The 17532-nt window shown below is 34.4% G+C and carries 15 protein-coding genes and 1 other annotated feature; of the genes, 3 read left to right on the top strand and 12 right to left on the bottom strand.

All coding sequences use genetic code 11. The annotated features are described in order from the left end of the window. Positions 1–71: 71 nt before the first annotated feature. Both BR77_RS14010 and BR77_RS14005 read right to left on the bottom strand, forming a co-directional pair. Positions 72–395 (bottom strand): PadR family transcriptional regulator, encoded by a 324-nt coding sequence (locus tag BR77_RS14010; protein ID WP_010054592.1) that lies wholly within the window; start codon positions 393–395, stop codon positions 72–74. A gap of 110 nt (positions 396–505) precedes the next feature. Beyond that, positions 506–1330, bottom strand: a complete 825-nt coding sequence (locus tag BR77_RS14005; RefSeq protein WP_010054591.1) for an LssY C-terminal domain-containing protein — start codon at positions 1328–1330, stop codon at positions 506–508. A 147-nt stretch (positions 1331–1477) separates the two neighbouring features. Here BR77_RS14005 and BR77_RS14000 point away from each other — a divergent pair, with 147 nt between their 5' ends. Beyond that, positions 1478–2305 carry a helix-turn-helix domain-containing protein gene (locus tag BR77_RS14000; RefSeq protein ID WP_010054590.1) on the top strand — a complete coding sequence of 276 codons (828 nt, stop codon included), beginning with the start codon at positions 1478–1480 and terminating at the stop codon, positions 2303–2305. Between the two features lie 12 nt (positions 2306–2317). Continuing rightward, the gene (locus BR77_RS13995; protein WP_015077387.1) at positions 2318–2731 is read left to right on the top strand and encodes a DUF2000 domain-containing protein; all 414 of its coding nucleotides are present in this window, start codon (positions 2318–2320) and stop codon (positions 2729–2731) included. Between the two features lie 79 nt (positions 2732–2810). Here BR77_RS13995 and BR77_RS13990 read toward each other — a convergent pair whose 3' ends face one another. From BR77_RS13990 to BR77_RS13975, 4 genes are all read right to left on the bottom strand, one after another. After that, positions 2811–3941 carry a 5-methyltetrahydropteroyltriglutamate--homocysteine S-methyltransferase gene (locus BR77_RS13990; RefSeq protein ID WP_015077388.1) on the bottom strand — a complete coding sequence of 377 codons (1131 nt, stop codon included), beginning with the start codon at positions 3939–3941 and terminating at the stop codon, positions 2811–2813. A 74-nt stretch (positions 3942–4015) separates the two neighbouring features. Beyond that, positions 4016–4285 (bottom strand) — a binding site (T-box leader). Positions 4286–4372: 87 nt separating this feature from the next. Further along, positions 4373–5491 carry an AI-2E family transporter gene (locus tag BR77_RS13985; protein WP_015077389.1) on the bottom strand — a complete coding sequence of 373 codons (1119 nt, stop codon included), beginning with the start codon at positions 5489–5491 and terminating at the stop codon, positions 4373–4375. A gap of 269 nt (positions 5492–5760) precedes the next feature. Continuing rightward, positions 5761–6003 carry a hypothetical protein gene (locus tag BR77_RS13980; RefSeq protein WP_015077390.1) on the bottom strand — a complete coding sequence of 81 codons (243 nt, stop codon included), beginning with the start codon at positions 6001–6003 and terminating at the stop codon, positions 5761–5763. 23 nt (positions 6004–6026) lie between these two features. Then, positions 6027–6263 carry a hypothetical protein gene (locus BR77_RS13975; RefSeq protein WP_035065402.1) on the bottom strand — a complete coding sequence of 79 codons (237 nt, stop codon included), beginning with the start codon at positions 6261–6263 and terminating at the stop codon, positions 6027–6029. A gap of 413 nt (positions 6264–6676) precedes the next feature. On the opposite strand from BR77_RS13975, the gene BR77_RS13970 reads away from it, so the two are divergent. Then, positions 6677–8137 carry an AcpB/EbpR/MafR family transcriptional regulator gene (locus tag BR77_RS13970; protein ID WP_015077392.1) on the top strand — a complete coding sequence of 487 codons (1461 nt, stop codon included), beginning with the start codon at positions 6677–6679 and terminating at the stop codon, positions 8135–8137. A gap of 59 nt (positions 8138–8196) precedes the next feature. Here BR77_RS13970 and BR77_RS13965 read toward each other — a convergent pair whose 3' ends face one another. From BR77_RS13965 to BR77_RS13940, 6 genes are all read right to left on the bottom strand, one after another. Next, complete coding sequence (locus tag BR77_RS13965) at positions 8197–11175, bottom strand: WxL domain-containing protein (RefSeq protein ID WP_015077393.1); 2979 nt, start codon at positions 11173–11175, stop codon at positions 8197–8199. A 36-nt stretch (positions 11176–11211) separates the two neighbouring features. After that, positions 11212–12255 (bottom strand): WxLIP family cell surface protein, encoded by a 1044-nt coding sequence (locus BR77_RS13960; protein ID WP_035066229.1) that lies wholly within the window; start codon positions 12253–12255, stop codon positions 11212–11214. Between the two features lie 83 nt (positions 12256–12338). Continuing rightward, on the bottom strand, positions 12339–13091 hold the full coding sequence (locus BR77_RS13955; protein WP_015077395.1) for a WxL domain-containing protein: 753 nt from the start codon (positions 13089–13091) through the stop codon (positions 12339–12341). Positions 13092–13126: 35 nt separating this feature from the next. Then, positions 13127–13486 (bottom strand): EF2685/EF0750 family sortase-dependent surface protein, encoded by a 360-nt coding sequence (locus BR77_RS13950; protein ID WP_015077396.1) that lies wholly within the window; start codon positions 13484–13486, stop codon positions 13127–13129. 93 nt (positions 13487–13579) lie between these two features. After that, positions 13580–13813, bottom strand: coding sequence for a hypothetical protein (locus BR77_RS13945; RefSeq protein ID WP_015077397.1), 234 nt, complete (start codon positions 13811–13813; stop codon positions 13580–13582). A 753-nt stretch (positions 13814–14566) separates the two neighbouring features. Next, a complete protein-coding gene (locus BR77_RS13940; RefSeq protein WP_015077398.1) occupies positions 14567–17233 on the bottom strand; it encodes a cation-translocating P-type ATPase in 2667 nt (888 codons plus the stop codon). Positions 17234–17532 lie beyond the last annotated feature (299 nt).

Below are 17532 nucleotides of genomic sequence, written 5' to 3'. Positions count from 1 at the left end.
GGAAAAATTGATAGGACGTTTTTTGTCCTCTCGAATTTTTATCTTTTTCTCGAGGAGTTGGCTCATAAGAATTAGCCTTTTACAAATTGGTCAATAATTTGCTTAATGGTTTCCCACTCTTTACATTTTTCATGATAGTACTTCAATCCTGAATTTGTGATTTGATAATACGTACGCCGGCGCCCATTAGTTTCATCTCCATGATAAGAAGCAATATAGCCATTCTTCTCTAATCGATTAAAGCTAGAGTATAAAGTGGTTTCTTTAATTTGATACATATTTTCTGATCTCAAGGCAATCTCTTTTGAAATTTGATATCCATAGGAATCTCCTTTAACTAATATAGCTAAAATAATGGTATCGTTATGTCCACGGATAACATCACTACTAATCATACTAATGCCTCCAATCTTTCACCATATTACTACGACTGGTGTAGTAAAAGTATAACATGATTACCACGACAGGTAAAGTAATTAATTCTAAAAAAAGAGAGCATGAATGTTCATTCACTCTCTCCCTTCATTATTTGATGTGATTGGATAGTGATAAAAGGTAACGCTCCATCTGTATGAATTCGATCCCCACCCCCATTACGACTATGGTAGCTCGTAGTAAAATGTTCCGCAAGATAAATATCTTTAATACAACCACTAGTTTGAAGTGTTTCAATTAAGAAATCACGTTCTTTGTCTACATTTGCATCGATTTTATGCGTGATTTGACCCGTAAATAAGGACAGCCCAATATTTTTATCAAATGTGGCACCGCCAATCCAATCCGCCTGTTTCCCACCTGGTAAATGCCAATCTTCTGGTGTTTTCCATAAACGGACATGGTGTCTTTTACGAGGGTTTCCATCAATTTCCCGCTCAAAAGCCAAATCTTGTTGCTGAGCGCCAAATAAATAAAGAGAACTTACAGGTGCTTTTTTATAAGATTTTCCAAAAACACTTGATGTGACAATTTTTATTGAAGATTGAAGAGTAAGTGGATCTGCTTGATGCCAGCCAGCTTTTTCAAAGGCTACGAGTAAGTCTTCTTCACTGCCATAAAAAGCTAAATTAATTGGATCACCTAACAGGCCATCACTAGTTTTAGCACGACCAATAAAATAATCTGGTACATAAAATCGAGCAAGAAGTCTATTTAACCTTGGTAAGACAACATACGCACTAAAAAACCAAAATAAAATATACGTAACAATATGGATTTCTTTCGTTAAAATTGTAGCAAATAGGGCTTGATAAACAACAATTGCTAAAAAAATCGTTAGACAAAATTTTACTACATAAAAAACAACATGCAACCAATTTTGATACCACAACATATCCTCACACTCCACCTTGAATTTACCTCTACTATAACAAATCTAAGGCTGAGTGAATAGAAATAACCTTTAGAAAAAGATCATTCGCAATATTTTACAATCTTTCTTAAACATAGTACGCTATCATTAAAAACAAGGAGGTATTAGATGGATATTGAGAATCGAAAGATTATCTATGATGATGACTTAGATATTGAAGCGTATCATTTTGAAGGCATTATTCAAGCATTCCCAGCCCATTTTCATGACTATTACGTCACCGGTTATACTGAATCTGGTAAACGCCAGCTTTCAGTTAATCAACAAGATTATCGTTTAGAGACTGGCGATACTTTATTATTAAACCCACTAGATACTCATGCTTGTGAAACGCTTGAAAATTATCAACTGAATTATCGGGCGCTGAATCTAAAAACTGAGGTCTTGCAAAAAGCTGTTTATGAGATTACAGGCAGCTATGAATTGCCAATTTTTCAACATTCAATTGTAAAAAATGAACAACTAGGTGAACTACTTAGAGATGTTCATATCGCTATTTTCCAAAAAAAGAGCAGCTTTGAAAAAGAAGAGTGTTTTTATTTTTTTATTAAACAACTTCTTTCAGCATCAAACCTAACTCTTTCACCAAATCAAGCTAATGAAGCACCTACAAGTCTAGAAAAAATGAAGCATGTTCTCGCTTTTATCAAAGAGCATTACGCTGAAACCATCCATCTCGAAGATTTAAGCACCATTGCAGACTTGAGTAAGTATCATTTTTTACGTAATTTTACAAAGAGTCAAAACTTAACTCCTTTTCAATATATACAGACTGTTCGAATTCAGGCTGCTATTCATTTACTTAAAAAAGGGATTCCTTTGGTTGAAGTTGCAGGATTAACTGGTTTTCATGATCAAAGTCATTTTTCTAATACCTTTAAAAAGTGTATCGGATTAACACCTAAACAGTATCAAAATATCTTTAAACTTAGCTAAGGATGTGTTTATTTGGAAAATAAAAAATGTGTTTTATTAATTGATGAGACGTTACCTATCGGATTAATTGCCAATACTGCAACGGTTTTAGGTGTCTCATTGGGAAAAGAGCTCCCTTCAGTGGTAGGAGTAGATACACTAGACGCTGTTGGTGAAAAACATGCTGGAATTACAGCATTGCCCTTTCCAATTTTAAAAAGTACCAGTGAAGATATCAAAAAACTTCGTCAGAAAGCAACTGAAATGAGTCCGAATTTACTCATTATTGATTTTACAGATGTTGCTCAAACGGCATTACACTATCAATATTACATCGAAAAATCAAAAAAAACTTCTACCGATGATTTTAATTATTTAGGGTTAGCCTTGTATGGCGATAAGAAGCAAATAAATAAATTAACTGGTAGCTTGGGGTTACTTCGTTAATGCTATAACTAGTAAAAAGTATGGAGGAACAAAATCTCCATACTTTTTATTTGAATCCATGATAACCGCATCATACTTTTTATTTTCCCCATACCTCTTCTGAAATTTCAACAACATGACGTAATTTAGCCCATTGATCTTCTTCACTAATCTTATTTCCTTCTTCAGTTGAAGCAAAACCGCACTGTGGGCTTAGACACAGATTTTCAAGCGGCACATATTCTGTGGCTTCTTTAATTCTATCTTTAATCTGGGATTTATCCTCTAAAGTCGCTTCTTTTGAAGTAACTAATCCCAAGACAATTTGTAAATCAGGACGCGTAATGTGGCGCAATGGAGCAAAATCTCCTGACCGTTCATTATCATACTCTAAAAAGAAGCCATCAACAGTAACACTGAATAAGGATTCAGCAATTTTTTCATAACCACCAGAATAGACCCAAGATGACGCAAAATTCCCACGACAGACATGCATTGTCACTACCAAGTCAGCAGGTTTATTGGCTAATGCACTATTTAATGTCGCTGCACATCTTTTGGCTAATTCAATTGGATCAACCCCATTTTTTTCAAATAGCTCTTTTTTATTTTCAGCAGCTAAGAGAGCCCAATGAGTATCATCAATTTGCAAGTAACGGCAACCAACATCGTAAAATGCTTGAATGGCTTTTTGATACGTTTTTGCCAAATCAGAAAAATAATCGTCGATATTAGGATAAATGGATTCATTACGAATTCCATCATGGATCAACATATTTGGACTAGGAATGGTTTGTTTCGCTGTCCCCTCTGATCCAACAGCTTCTTTTAAAAATTTAAAATCTTCTAAAAATGAATGATTTGGATTAAAATCAACTTTCCCAACTACTCGAATGTTATAAGGACGGACTTTGACGCCATTAAAATCATAGCTTGTCTCTGATTCGTATCCTTCAATCCCGGTTAGCTGCTCTAAAAAGTCAATATGCCACCAACTTCTTCTAAGCTCACCATCAGTAATCGATTGAATTCCCGTGGCTTTCTGTTGCTCTACTAACTGAATAATCTCAGCATTTTCAATTGCTCGTAGTTCTGTTTGGGTGATTTCTTGATTGCTAAAAGCTTTACGAGCTTCTTTTAAACGTTGTGGACGTAAAAAGCTTCCAACGTGGTCGGCTCTAAAAGGTGGAATAGTTCGAACTAAATTTTTTTCTTCGGTTAAATTGGTCATTCTTATCTCCTACTTTCTCTTTTATGCTTATTTAATCAAAAAAACTTCCGCCCTTAAGACAGAATTAGATTCTGCTTAAGGACGGAAGTTAAATTTTCCCGTGTTACCACCTTGCTTTATAAAAGCATCACTGCCTTTACCTCTATCAGTACTTGGAAATTGCCATCCGTCATACTGTGGCACGCTAACGGGTGCTCCCGTAATAACCTAAAGTAGTTCACTACAGTTCAGTTATTCTCTGCTCGAAGGCCATTTTCAAACTTAATCCCCTTACTCACTTTCAGCATGCATGAGTTCTCTAATGAAGGTTTATTAAATTATACTTTCCTTGTCTTTGCATTTTAAATTTAATTATTTTCATTTAGTATAACTGCTTAAATTAAAATAATCAACCATTTTATCATTTATTTATCATCTAAAACTCATTTAACTTATATTTCTTCAATTTCAGAGCGATTTAATTGCGGGATGCCTTTTTTATCATCCACAGCTCGATAAAGATGATGTAAAATAATTTTTATCACAGCATAAGCTGGTATTCCAATAATCATTCCAACTAAACCAGCTAAATTACCTGCCACTAGCAAGATAAAAATAATCGTTAACGGATGCATGTCTAATGATTTCCCCATCACTAGTGGATAAACTAAATTAGATTCACCGATTTGAATGACAATAATAATCACAGCCACCAAAAGAGCCTCTAAAGGAGAACGAGTTAACGCAATCAAAATAGCTGGTGCAACACCTAACCAAGGCCCTAGATAAGGGATAATATCCATCACCCCAGCAATCACACCTAAAAGTAGTGCATAAGGCATGCCAATCACTAAATAACCAATAAAAGCGCAGGTTCCTACATATAAACAGACAAGTGCTTGACCACTAATAAAAGAAGCTAGAGTCGAATTAATATCAGAAATCAAATCCAAGACTCTTTGTTTATAACTTTTTGGAACAAAACGGACAATCGCATTTGGTAATTTATCGCCATCTTTAAACATATAAAACAAAACAATCGGAACCGTAACAATCACTAAGGTTACACTTGAGATAACCCCTATGATTGAAAATACGCTACTAGTAAAGCCATTCACTACTCCAGTAACTAATTTTGAGGTCGATAAATTTAAATCATTAATGTACTCTTGCATATCAAGGTTTTGTAATTCTGGACGTTTAGCGAGTAAATCCAATTGATTTTGCCCTTCTTTTAACATACTAGGAAAATTTTGAGCAAATTGTGAGACTTGATCAATTAAACTAGGAATAATTGTGACGACCAAAAATGACAGCAAAACAATCAACACAATAAAGATAAGTATAATCGCTAATGAGCGTTTAATTTTAAACCTTTCTAGTAAATGAACCAGTGGATTCATCATATAATATAAAAATCCAGCAACTAAAATTGGCGCAAATAACGTTGAAATTAAAATCCCAAATGGTTGAAAAAGAAAACCAATTTTGGTGCATACATATAACAGAGTTGCCAAGGTTAACAACTCAATTGACCAGAAAAAGAGCCTTGATTCTTTTAGTTTTCCCATAAACATTCCCCTTACTACTTAATAAAAAGCTCGTTGAGACGGTTAACTCCGGCAAGAAAATAGGAAAAATTGATAGGACGTTTTTTGTCCTCTCAAATTTTTATCTTTTTCTCGAAGAGTTGGCTCATAAGAGCTAGTTTAATAATCGATTTTGTTGTCTAAAGTGTACCAAATCTATGAAGCTTCTACAACTGATACGAATAAAAAAAGAGCTATTTTCCCTCTTGGAAAAATAACTCTTTTAAAATGAACTCGTCCCTATAAACGACTTATTTCATTTGATCTAAAACCTTGAGTAACATGCTTTTAGAAACAACTAGTTCGCATATTTCATGATCTATTTCACCTGAAATACTCCTGTCTTTCATCACTTTAATGACGATATCTCCTTCAAAACTGTTCTTTTTTAGATTTAAATACTTCTCTGAAATTTCACAAGGAACAAAACCTTTCCCTACTGTATTTTGTTTCTTTTGACTATCTGTAATTGGAAACCTAACTATTTTATGCATGTTTTGATGCCCCTTTTATTTTTCTATAATGAACTATCAGAATACTTTTCTTTTAAAAAAAGACCATCTGCTATTTCTTCTATAAAGGTTACTTCAACGCAATTTGTTAGATGATTTTTTATTTTATTTTCTAACTCTTTTTCTATTATTAGACTATTACAAGCCAACGTTTTATGTTGTACTTGTAGGGTGTTATCATTCATCAATATCTTGTACTCTACCGAATAAACCACAATATCATCCCAAAATTTTTCAATCATATTTATTCACATCCTTTTCTTTTTATACTATTCACTAATTTCTTAAGGTTTACATTTTGTGATTTGGTACTTTTTTGTATATATTAACTATTACAAGAGAATAAATAGGTTATTTTCTTATCTATCACTTATAAAGCTTCTTAATGGCTACACTTAGATTAACCTTTCCAGATACTAACAACAAATCACTTTTTTCACGATATGTTTTTTATTGACCTGATTTTAACTACTTCTATTTTCCCACTACTATCGTAAAAAATAATTGTTTAAATTTAATATATTTCCCACTCTTATGGTATACTTTGAGAACTAATAACAATAGATATCCGTTTAAAATCTTGGAAGTCTTTCTATTTTGTAATTTTTTTAACTTACTGCTACTTAACCGATAAATAAAGGAGTTGACTGCTACTATGTATGATTTAACCTACAATCTTTTAGTTGATAGGGTGTCAAAAAGAAAAGCCCAGATATTTTCAATACTAGCCACTAGTCCAATCCCACTTGATGTTAAATTTTTAATCCATCAGACAAATTTTTCTAAACGAACTATTTCAGACTATATTACGGAATTCAATAAAGAACGCCCCTATAATATGGAGCTATCTCAAAATTCAAAAAATGAATTTACTTTGAAGACAAAAGACCCTTCGTCTATTTCATTGTATCTAAATGCCATTACAGAGAATAATCCACTTTTTTCTATTATTGAACGCATCTATGACAATACCTTCGACACTATTGAGAGCTTATCTGACCACTTATACTTGTCTGATTCTTCCGTTAAAAGGTATTTAGCGCATTTAAAAAAAGAATTAAATCAATATGATTTGAACTTAACATTGACACCGCATATCAATATAGTCGGAGATGAAATCACGATTCGTTACTTTTTCTTTCGCTACTTTAGATATGTATTTGATAATTCCTTACTCCCAATTGAAGCGCATCAAACGAATTCAGTTTATCAAACCATTGCTAAATTAATCAGTGAATCTGGTTTTGCACTAAGCATTGATTACACTCGAGTTTCCAACTTAATTTCTATTTTTGAACAACGAATAAAAAATGGCCATGATGTGCTTTTATCAGAAAACATCAAAAAGCTCCACAGAGATTCGGATAGCTTTGCACGATTCAAACGTGCTTTTCTTCCTAATTTCGAAAATAATCCAGATATCGGATTGTTGTCTGAAAATGAGTTGATGTATGCCTATATCCTTAGATTAGATGCTTTAACTTATGAAAACCAATCTACCTTTTTTTATGCTGATTATGGATCTCAACTAGCCCAATTTGAGCCAATTGTTTCTAACTTTCTGACTCAATACCATCTCCATCCAGGCTTATATATAAATTTAAAAATTACGTTACAAGCATTTTTAATGAACACAACATTTCTAACTGATCTAGCACCTTATTATCAAGAATTAGATAAAGAATTGCATAAGCAAATTCAACTTAGTTATCCTGATATGCTCAAGGACTGGCTTAAGATTCTTGATACGCACAAAATAACATTCAAATTTGTGAACGATGTAGCAGTTAGCCTAACTCTTATTACGACATCTTTTTTACAAATGTCCTCAAAAAAAGACTTAAAAGTTCTTTTTTCTTTTTCTGGTGATCCTGCCAGCATTGGATATTATAAATCAACCGCTCTTAAAGTCGTTCCACGAGATGCAGAAGTCATCTTCTTATTCAATAAAGAATTAAATAATGAACTTTTAACGCTCCTTTCTATTGATATTTGTATTGTAAATTTTCGAATTCAAGCACCTATTTCCGTTTGTAAAGTGGTGAAACTATCACCCATTCCCCTTGAAGTTGAATGGTTTTCGCTTTTATCGACCTTATATAACAATGAAAAATAAAAAAAACAGAGAATCACGAACTAGATTCTCTGTTTTTTTTCTATCGTATTTTATCTTATTTAATTTCCAGGGATCGCACTTAATTCCCAATTTAAAGTTGTACTGTAAGATTCAGCATTTGGATTTGAACCTTTTGGAACTTGAAGTTTTACACTTTCACTTCCTGTAGTGCTGTCTCCAAAGCGATAAACCCATGTTCCTTGACCTTCATCACCTTCAGCTATAATTAACGGCTGACGCACACCAGGTATAAGATTTTGAAGCGTTTCAACAAAACTAGGTTTACTATTTTCCTGTGGAGAAATCAATTCAGCGTTTGCCAATTGAAGTTGTGCTCCAACTAGTTCTTTTCCACCAGACGTGCTAAATTGAGATTCCTGGCTAAGAGATAACTCCCATCCACCACGTTGATTACTTGGTCGACGATCACTAACTTGAACAAAATTAGGTCGCTCTTCTGTGTTATTTACTGTCCCATCCTCATTCAATAATCGTTGAGAATTGACATAGTATGTCTTATCTTGTGTCGAAATAGACTGCGTCCCAAAATTAAATTGTGAGATAAAGTCAATACTAAGTTGACCCTGTTCTTCTGGCAAATTAGGCTTATTCTCTGGATCTACTTCCAAATCTGGGTTAAGTGGATCTAAAGGATTAGGCGGAGCTAACCTTTCTTGAACAACGGTGCTATCAGTATCTGATTTCCCTTCCAAAAATGCATAAGCTGTAACTGTATTTCCAACAGTAAAATAACTATCCGCAGGTAATTCATAACGGTACTCTCCATTTACATCTGCTTGAACATGATACGTTTCTATTGAATTCATGTCCGGTGATGGAATGGTTCCAGTAGGTATCGCTGCATCACCAGTAAAACGAATCACACTACCTGGATTCGCTATTCCTGTGATGACATGTGAGATTTCTAATGTTTTATCCTCAGATAATTCATTAATCGTTACATTTACATCAGGAATTTTCTCGAAAAGAATTCGTTGTACATTTTGAGTTGTAAAATTTGCTCTGAAAGAATCAACTGTTTCTTGTGAAATACTTGATACTGAATCTAATCTCATTACCGTACCTGTAAACCCAACATGTAGATTAAAAATAGGGGTCCAGTTATAATCTGCCTCTTCACTCAAATTGCCATTGCTCCATTGTTTTACCGATTGGACGTCCACATCTAATACTCCTGTAGAGCCGCCCATACTAATCAGTCCACTGTTTGATCCTGTCCCACCTATTCCAGTTCTTTGTAAATTAATTTTCTTTGCATCTGAAAATTGAAAGGTTCCACTAGCCAAGGCAAACTTAATTAAGTGTTGATTTTGAGAGATGCTATCACTTTTTATGTCTAAAACACTATCTTTACCAACTATTAGTGTCGCTGCTGATCCAGAAGCATGAATAACATTTGAAACTGTACTCCCTTGATTTATAGCATCTATTGCCAATCTTCCACCTTCATCTATTTGTACTAAACTTCCAGCTCCTAACCATATTATATTTGTATTATTGTTATTGATATTTGTTGATCTACCATTTGATTGTATTTCTACATTAGCATTTTTTCCAATATTGAGGCTAGCGCCTATAGCTAACAAAGAAATAGCCGAGGAATTTAGTTGCGGAACAAGGGAAATTTTAGAGTTTTCACCAGCCGTTACTGAACCAGATCTAATCAGTATGTTCACTCCATTTGCTTCTCCTGAAGTTCCATTTGCAGTGGCTGTTATTTTTGAGCCATCTTCAAGTAATAGTTCTCCATTCGAATCATATCCCAAATCAATATTTCCAGCGCCAATTGTAGCTAAGACTAATTCACTATCTTTTAGCATTGTCATTTTAGAAACAAAAATATTCGTTTGGTTGGTTCCATAAATTCTCCAAGCACCAAAATTAGAGGTATAATTTTCTTGTTGAATACTACTAGTAACGCCTTTGATTTGTACATGACTCATTGGTGAATGAATCAATTGATTTCCAATATTTGTAATATTATTATACGTAATTGTTGATAAACGTTGGTTGTTGGTACTTAAGTTAAAAAATGTTACTGGACCATAATAGTTTCCATGATATATTTCTAAGTCCTTTAATTCTACATCCCATGGTGAATTAACATTTGCTGTGGTATCAAGGAAACAAAGAGCTACAGCTTTAAAATCAATCTGGTGATTATTTCCTTCTATAACAAGACTACGGGAAATATTTGGGACACTTAAATACACTCCTGATAATCCACCAGTGAAATTTCCGGTATCCCCAGTCGTGACAGTTGTCAAATCTAAACGAGGATTACTAGGTGTTGCAAAATCATCTATAACATTAATAATAGTAACGGTTGGATCAACAAAAGCTCGAATGAATTCTACCCAAGTTGCAACATCTTGTACACCATTTTCATCAGCTCTGCTAATTTCCTCGTTATTTAAAGGTGTCTCTGTTTCAGGAATACTTGCATTTTCAATACCTACTTCAACTTCCAATATTTCTGAAGAAGCATCTGTTTCACTTTCTAACGGTTCTTCTGTCACAATTGAAGTTTCACCTGCTGTTATATTAATTGTAGCAGATACTGTGCTCTCATCATTAGATACGATTGATACTTGATATTCACCAGCCGTGTCAAATACTACTGGTAACTCAAGACTTTTGGTTTCCATCGTTTGACTAAGGATTGTTTGTCCCTCTTCGTTTGCTTGATAGGATTGTCCTTCAAGTAATAAAGCATCTTGAACCTTTGCTTCGCTTGGTAATTGTACTGCAACTTCAGTAACAGGCATATCGCTTTCTATCTGGATTTTCACAACTCTATGAATTTCTTCATTAATTTGAGTTTCTATGAAATGAAAATTCGGTTGCTTAGCAATTTCAGTTTCACTTTCTTCTACTGCTTCTATAGCAACTTCAGTAGGATTTCCTGTTGCCGATGCAGTTTTTTGTTCTCTAGAAAAGTCAATGACTGAAGGTATCAATACTGAACAAATCAAAACTGTTACTCCAATTAAATGAGCTAATTTTCTTTTATTCATTTATCTTTTTCTCCTTTCTCCATTTATTTCTTCTTTCTAGTCGGCAGTCGTTGTTTTTTTATTTTTGTCTTTTTTTCTTTTTATTAAAAGGTAAATGAGTACAATTAAAAGTAGAATAAATAATCCACTTGCTGCAATCATCCACCAATTCATACTTGTATCTACTGTAACATCTGCCCGATTTAAACGACTAGCTGTTTCTTGGTTAATCGTAAATTTCTGAGCCCAAGTCCATTCATGTTCACCAGACCGTGCTGTTATCGTAGCAACATAATCCCCATTTCGAAAAGCGTCCCCGTTTAATGGTATTGGATAATTAAAATGCGAGTTAGGTGCCATTTGCATTTTCTCAGTTTCTGATTGATACAAAATTTCATCTTGACCTTCGGCTCGAATCACTGCATCAACTTCTAACTGATTGACAAATGTTGCCGTAGTATTTTGAATAGTTGCACTAAAAACATTGCGATAATTTAGCTGGTCTGGAAAAACATCAAGAAGCTCTAACTCAGGAACAATTGTTGAACGATTATTACTTGCTAGAACACCTATCACAAAAGAAAATTTATTTTTAATGGCTAATCCTTGATTATCATCTTCACTCTCTGTTTCTTCACGAACTTCCTCAATTCGTAGCCCTCCTGCTAATAAACCTTCAAAAGATTTTTTAGGCATCTGAAATGGAATATCAATTGTACGGTTTTCACCAGCAGCTAAAGTCAGCGGTTTTGGAACCTCAATTAAATCTTCCATTGCATAAGTTAATGTTGGATTTTTTTCTGAGGCTGTTTTACCATATTCTACAATCCCATTTACATTTGTATAAGCGGTATGCGCAGTTATTTTAATTGTCACTTCTTCATCTGAAGAGTTCGTTAAAGTTAAGCCAAGCACATCTTTTGCATTTGCGGGTAAATTTAAATCAAAATAACTTGTACTATCTTCTAGCTGACTTGCTGGAAAATGTGGCGTAACATTGAAGTTTAGCTCCGCTTCTTCTGCTAGACTAATCGTTGGAAATAGAGTGAATATAAAGAAGGACAGGACAATAAGAATCGATATCTTTTTTTGCTTTGACATTGGATAGGTGTTCATTTAAGTTCCCCTTTCAAAAGAGCAACGTCACACTAAAATCATGCAACGCTGCTCATTAAGAATTTATTTTATATTTCGTTAGCTGGTGTTGCTGTTAATTCCCAGCTTAAATCAGCAGTGTATGTTGTAGCATCTTTAGCTGTCGTACCAGGTACAAATAATTGAATGGCATCATTAAGAACTTCAGCATCTGTTGAATCATTTAATGCAACTTGGTCTCCCCATACTACTGAGGAACTACCGGCTCCTTGTCCTTCTGCCGCTTCCATAATTGTAGTTGCAGCTCCTGGAACTAAACTCAATGTGCTTACATGTGCAGTTGGTGCGTTTAATGCATTGTTTCCATCATAATCAATTGTTGGATCTAACAAGCTAATTTGAGCGCCTGTTAATTCTGCATTTTGTGTACCAGAAGTAAATTCACTAGCAGTTACAGATAACGTCCAACCTTCATTGTTTCCGCGAGTATCTTGTACTTGAGCAAAACTGACATATGGTGTATCACCAGTTCCATCTGCTAGTTCTTGCATTTCAGCAAGCATACTATACGTTTGATCTTGATTTGAAATTGGTTGTACTCCAAAGTTCATTGATGGTGCATAAGCAATTGTCAAAGGACCTGTACTTGGTACTACAGGAGGAATAACAACTTCTGGTTCACTTTCTGGTGGTGTAACGACAGTTTCTTCATCTGAGTTAGGAGTAAATGTCACTTCACCTTGTGTTTGTACTTCTCTTGCTTCTTCAGCAAACGCTGTTGCGCCTCCTACTAAAATTGTTGCTGATAATGCTGCTACTGTTGCTAAGTTTAATAATTTCATGTTGTAATTTCCTCTTTTCATTTTTTTGTTTTTTATTAATGATTCATTTCTACTCTTAAATGTTTACGGTATGTTCTATACCGTTCAAATAAGACAATTACTAGTAAAACAATAATTAACCAAATCCAATTTTGAGTAATTAATTCTCCCATTTTAGGCAATTTTCCTTGAATAGGTTTTTTATTTACTTCGCTAGGTATTGCTGGTTTTGACCCGTTAGGAGGTCCTGGTTGTGGTTCAATTTCTGATTCATATGTTCCATAGAAGCTCAATGACCCTCCTGTTTCAACTGATTGTACTGATTCAGCTTCAACAACAAATGTCTGGTTCATTAAAAAGATAATCATAAAGATTCCTATGGAACGTATCAAAAAGAAAACCTTTTTCATCTTCATTATATCCTCCCTTCCGCTATTTCAATCAAAACATATATTTTTTGTTAATGCACTGACAGTGATCAGCAAAGCTTTCAACCTACTATAGAAGAATCATGTTTTGTTATTTATAAATGAACCTTCTAAAAACTTACGCACCGTAGTTATTTCAATAATATTCGCAAGATACGTTTTAACCAATTCTGCAACTTCTTCTTCATAAATGAAACTTCGGAAAGCAAATAATTTACGATGTTTACGGATCGTTTTTTCTTTATCTTGATTTTGAGAAGTAAACTCTACATAATAAATGATTGTGTCATTCATGTGCTGTTCAATTTTTCCCATGCTTATTCCCCTATCCAGCATTATTATTTTTAGTTTTATAGAAGTAAGTTCTAGCTCAAAAATGTTTTATTCACTTCGAACTGCTTTAACCTATACGTTTATCTTAACGGCTTTTCAACCGTTCAACAAATCACTTTTTTCATTTCATGCTTGTTTTTGATTCTACTTACAAAAAGTGCGCTTCACTGATAAAATTTCTTTTATAAATAGCTATTTCCTCTTGAATTATTAACACTTTTAGTCATCTTTTTCATAATTTTTCTTTTTTTGACCTAACGAGTAAAAAACTTTACACACAAACAAAGACAACGCTTTCCAAAAAGCTGTTTTAACCAAAAAAAGAACTAAATCATGATAATTTTGTTTGTTTTATTCTTCTTTTTTTATTTTTTTATCCGCTTTTAAAGTAAATAGTGCTTTTCGTCCAACTTATTATGTAAAAAAATGAATGAAATCGGCTTAATAGTTGACTATATTTCCTTTCATTTAGAAAAATATACAAAAAAATAAACCTACTAGTTCATAAAAATAGCACGTTTATTTTTTCCTTCTATATTAAGTTACCTTTTCAATAATGTTGATAGTTTCAAATATCAGTAGAGAACTTACTTTTACTTGTTTACCATTCAATAATGTCTCTAATTATTCGTTTGACTAGGTGATATGAATTAAAAATCAAAAATACGCTAGCCTTAAACCACTAAATACTGGTCTAAGACTAACGTTTAATAAAATAGACTATTTATTACTTACTTAAGCAGTTTTGTATTTTGTTTTTCTCAAAACAAATTTAACACATTCTACAATTGGAATAATTGAGAATGCTGCAGCTACAACAACACCCCATTGGTGGCTATCTAAATGAGCAACACCAAACACATCATTTAAACCAGGTACAACAATGGTTGCTGCCAATAAGACAAACGACAACACAATCGCATAATTGAAGGTTTTATTTTTAAAGATTCCAACCGTAAAGATTGATTGATGAATCGACTTCACATTAAATGCATGGAATAATTGAATCAAACCTAAAGTTGCAAAAGCCATTGTTTTAGCATCTAAATGCATTGCTACATCGTTGGCATGAACTGGATACGTAACGGCCCACCAATAAACAAACAAGGTAATTCCACCTTCTAATATCCCTTGGTAAATCACGCTACCTAAAACTCCATTAGAAAAGAAATTGGAATTTCGACCACGTGGTTTGCGCTTCATCACATCTTTTTCAGCAGGTTCTAAACCTAACGCAATCGCTGGGAACGTGTCTGTAACCAAGTTAATCCAAAGAATATGAACAGGAGCTAAGATAGACCAACCTAAAATAGTTGCGATAAATAACGTTAATACTTCTCCTAAGTTAGCCGCAAGTAAATATTGAATGGCTTTTTGAATATTTGAGAAAACTTTACGTCCCTCTTCAACTGCCACGACAATCGTTGAAAAGTTATCGTCCGCCAAGACCATATCACTGGCGCCTTTTGATACTTCTGTTCCAGTAATTCCCATCCCAATTCCAATATCGGCTGTTTTAAGTGCTGGAGCATCATTAACTCCATCCCCTGTCATCGCAACAATCTTACCAGCTTTTTGCCATGCTTTAACAATCCGAACCTTGTGCTCTGGCGAAACTCGAGCATAAACGGAATAATCCTTAACTTGTTTGGCAAAATCTTCATCTGAAATTTTATTTAAATCGGATCCTGTAATTACAGCAGCATCATCACCCTCAGCGATGATTCCTAAACGAACTGCAATAGCTTCTGCCGTATCACGGTGATCACCAGTAATCATAATTGGACGAATACCAGCTTCTTTCGCTACTCGAACAGCCTCAGCTGCTTCTTTACGCTCTGGATCAATCATACCAATCATCCCTGCATAAATTAAATCTGTTTCAACTGTCTCTGTCGTTAATTTTTCTGGAACAGCATCAATAAATTTATATGCCATCGCCAAGACACGTAAAGCTTGTTTAGCTAAAGAATGATTCGTTGCTAAAATCGCTGCTCTTTCAGCTTCCGTCATCTCGATTACTTGGCCCGCTTTATCAATTTTCAGACAACGTTTTAATAGTTCATCAGGCGCGCCCTTAGTTGTCACTAAAAAGCGACCATCTGCTAATTTCTGAATCGTTGACATTAATTTACGTTCTGAATCAAAAGGAACTTCACCAACACGCGGTTCTTTCGCCAACTCAGCCTTCACATCTAACCCTTTATCTAAAGCATATTGAATCATAGCCGTTTCCGTTGGATCGCCAATTAAACTGCCATCGCTGGAAATTTGCGTATCATTACTAAACGTCATAATGCGCAACACTGGTTCAGTTAAATCTAATTGCTCCTTCGCATCTCTAACTTCACCATTATAATAAATTTTTTCAACTGTCATCTGATTTAATGTTAACGTACCCGTTTTATCTGAACAGATAATTTCTGTACTCCCTAATGTTTCAACAGCAGGTAATTTACGTACCAACGCCTTACGTTTCGCCATTTTTTGCGTTCCTAAAGCTAGGATAATTGTGACAATCGCTGGCAAACCTTCTGGAATGGCTGCAACTGCTAGTGAGATTGAAACCAATAGCATATCAAGCCATTCGCGTCCATTTGCCATACCAATCCCAAACATTACGACAGCAATCACTAAAATAGCAATCGTTAAATACTTTCCTAGTTGATTCAAGTTCTCTTGTAACGGCGTGATATTTTCATCCGTTGCTTGCAACATTCCAGCAATCTTTCCAACTTCTGTGTTCATACCGGTTCCAACAACAACACCAATACCACGTCCATAGGTCACATTACTGTTCATATAAGCCATATTTCTGCGATCGCCAATTCCAGCTTCCCCATCAGGTAAACTTAAACTTTTTTCAACAGGAACAGATTCACCAGTCAAAGCCGCTTCTTCAATTTTTAACGAAGCTACTTCAATTAAACGTAAATCAGCTGGAATCACATCTCCGGCTTCTAGTAACACAATATCCCCAGGTACTAATTCATCACTCTTTAATGAAACAACATGATCATCACGTCTCACACGAGCTTCTGGCGAAGCCATTTCTTTTAAGGCATTAATCGCTTGTTCCGCCTTAGCTTCTTGAGCCACACCTAATATAGCATTAATAATAACAACAACAAGAATAATAACGGCATCAGCAATATCACCAAATGCGCCAGAAATTAAGGCTGCTGCCAGCAAAACAATAATCATAAAATCTTTAAATTGCTCAAGAAATTTAACAAATAGACTTTTCGTTTTTCCTTCATCTAATTGATTTTCACCATATTCAGATAACCTTTTTTCTGCTTCAGAGCTAGTTAACCCTTTTAACGAGCTACCTAATTTCTCTAAAACCTGATCTGTTTCTTGCGTGTAAAAAGTTTCCTTTAGCTGTGCTTTTTTATCCACTATCCCGTCATCTCCACTTCATTATAATAGTAATCGATATTCCCATAAAAAAAGAGACTTATGCATACTCGTTTACTAAAAACGGCATGCATAAGTCTCACTATTTAAGACAACACCAGTAGAATGGATTTAAAAACTACTTGTTGGTGACGTTGCCACAGCAATCTGCTGCCAGTTACTCCCCTATGAGAATATTCGATTTGTTCCTTGTAAATGATTATATCCGTTTAAGTAAAATAAAGCAAGTATAAGGTGTGAGAGGCATTGGGGCTGCTCCTACTATATTGGAGACATTTTAA

It is taken from the genome of Carnobacterium maltaromaticum DSM 20342, assembly GCF_000744945.1.
Classification (GTDB): domain Bacteria; phylum Bacillota; class Bacilli; order Lactobacillales; family Carnobacteriaceae; genus Carnobacterium; species Carnobacterium maltaromaticum.
This window is presented reverse-complemented; position numbering and strand designations above follow the sequence as displayed.

Excerpts from the sequence above, each read along its gene's own strand:
- BR77_RS14010 (WP_010054592.1), bottom strand. The coding sequence starts at position 395 with ATGATTAGTAGTGATGTTATCCGTGGACATAACGATACCATTATTTTA.
- BR77_RS14005 (WP_010054591.1), bottom strand. The coding sequence starts at position 1,330 with ATGTTGTGGTATCAAAATTGGTTGCATGTTGTTTTTTATGTAGTAAAA.
- BR77_RS14000 (WP_010054590.1), top strand. The coding sequence starts at position 1,478 with ATGGATATTGAGAATCGAAAGATTATCTATGATGATGACTTAGATATT.
- BR77_RS13990 (WP_015077388.1), bottom strand. The coding sequence starts at position 3,941 with ATGACCAATTTAACCGAAGAAAAAAATTTAGTTCGAACTATTCCACCT.
- BR77_RS13985 (WP_015077389.1), bottom strand. The coding sequence starts at position 5,491 with ATGGGAAAACTAAAAGAATCAAGGCTCTTTTTCTGGTCAATTGAGTTG.
- BR77_RS13980 (WP_015077390.1), bottom strand. The coding sequence starts at position 6,003 with ATGCATAAAATAGTTAGGTTTCCAATTACAGATAGTCAAAAGAAACAA.
- BR77_RS13975 (WP_035065402.1), bottom strand. The coding sequence starts at position 6,263 with ATGATTGAAAAATTTTGGGATGATATTGTGGTTTATTCGGTAGAGTAC.
- BR77_RS13970 (WP_015077392.1), top strand. The coding sequence starts at position 6,677 with ATGTATGATTTAACCTACAATCTTTTAGTTGATAGGGTGTCAAAAAGA.
- BR77_RS13965 (WP_015077393.1), bottom strand. The coding sequence starts at position 11,175 with ATGAATAAAAGAAAATTAGCTCATTTAATTGGAGTAACAGTTTTGATT.
- BR77_RS13960 (WP_035066229.1), bottom strand. The coding sequence starts at position 12,255 with ATGTCAAAGCAAAAAAAGATATCGATTCTTATTGTCCTGTCCTTCTTT.
- BR77_RS13955 (WP_015077395.1), bottom strand. The coding sequence starts at position 13,091 with ATGAAATTATTAAACTTAGCAACAGTAGCAGCATTATCAGCAACAATT.
- BR77_RS13950 (WP_015077396.1), bottom strand. The coding sequence starts at position 13,486 with ATGAAGATGAAAAAGGTTTTCTTTTTGATACGTTCCATAGGAATCTTT.
- BR77_RS13945 (WP_015077397.1), bottom strand. The coding sequence starts at position 13,813 with ATGGGAAAAATTGAACAGCACATGAATGACACAATCATTTATTATGTA.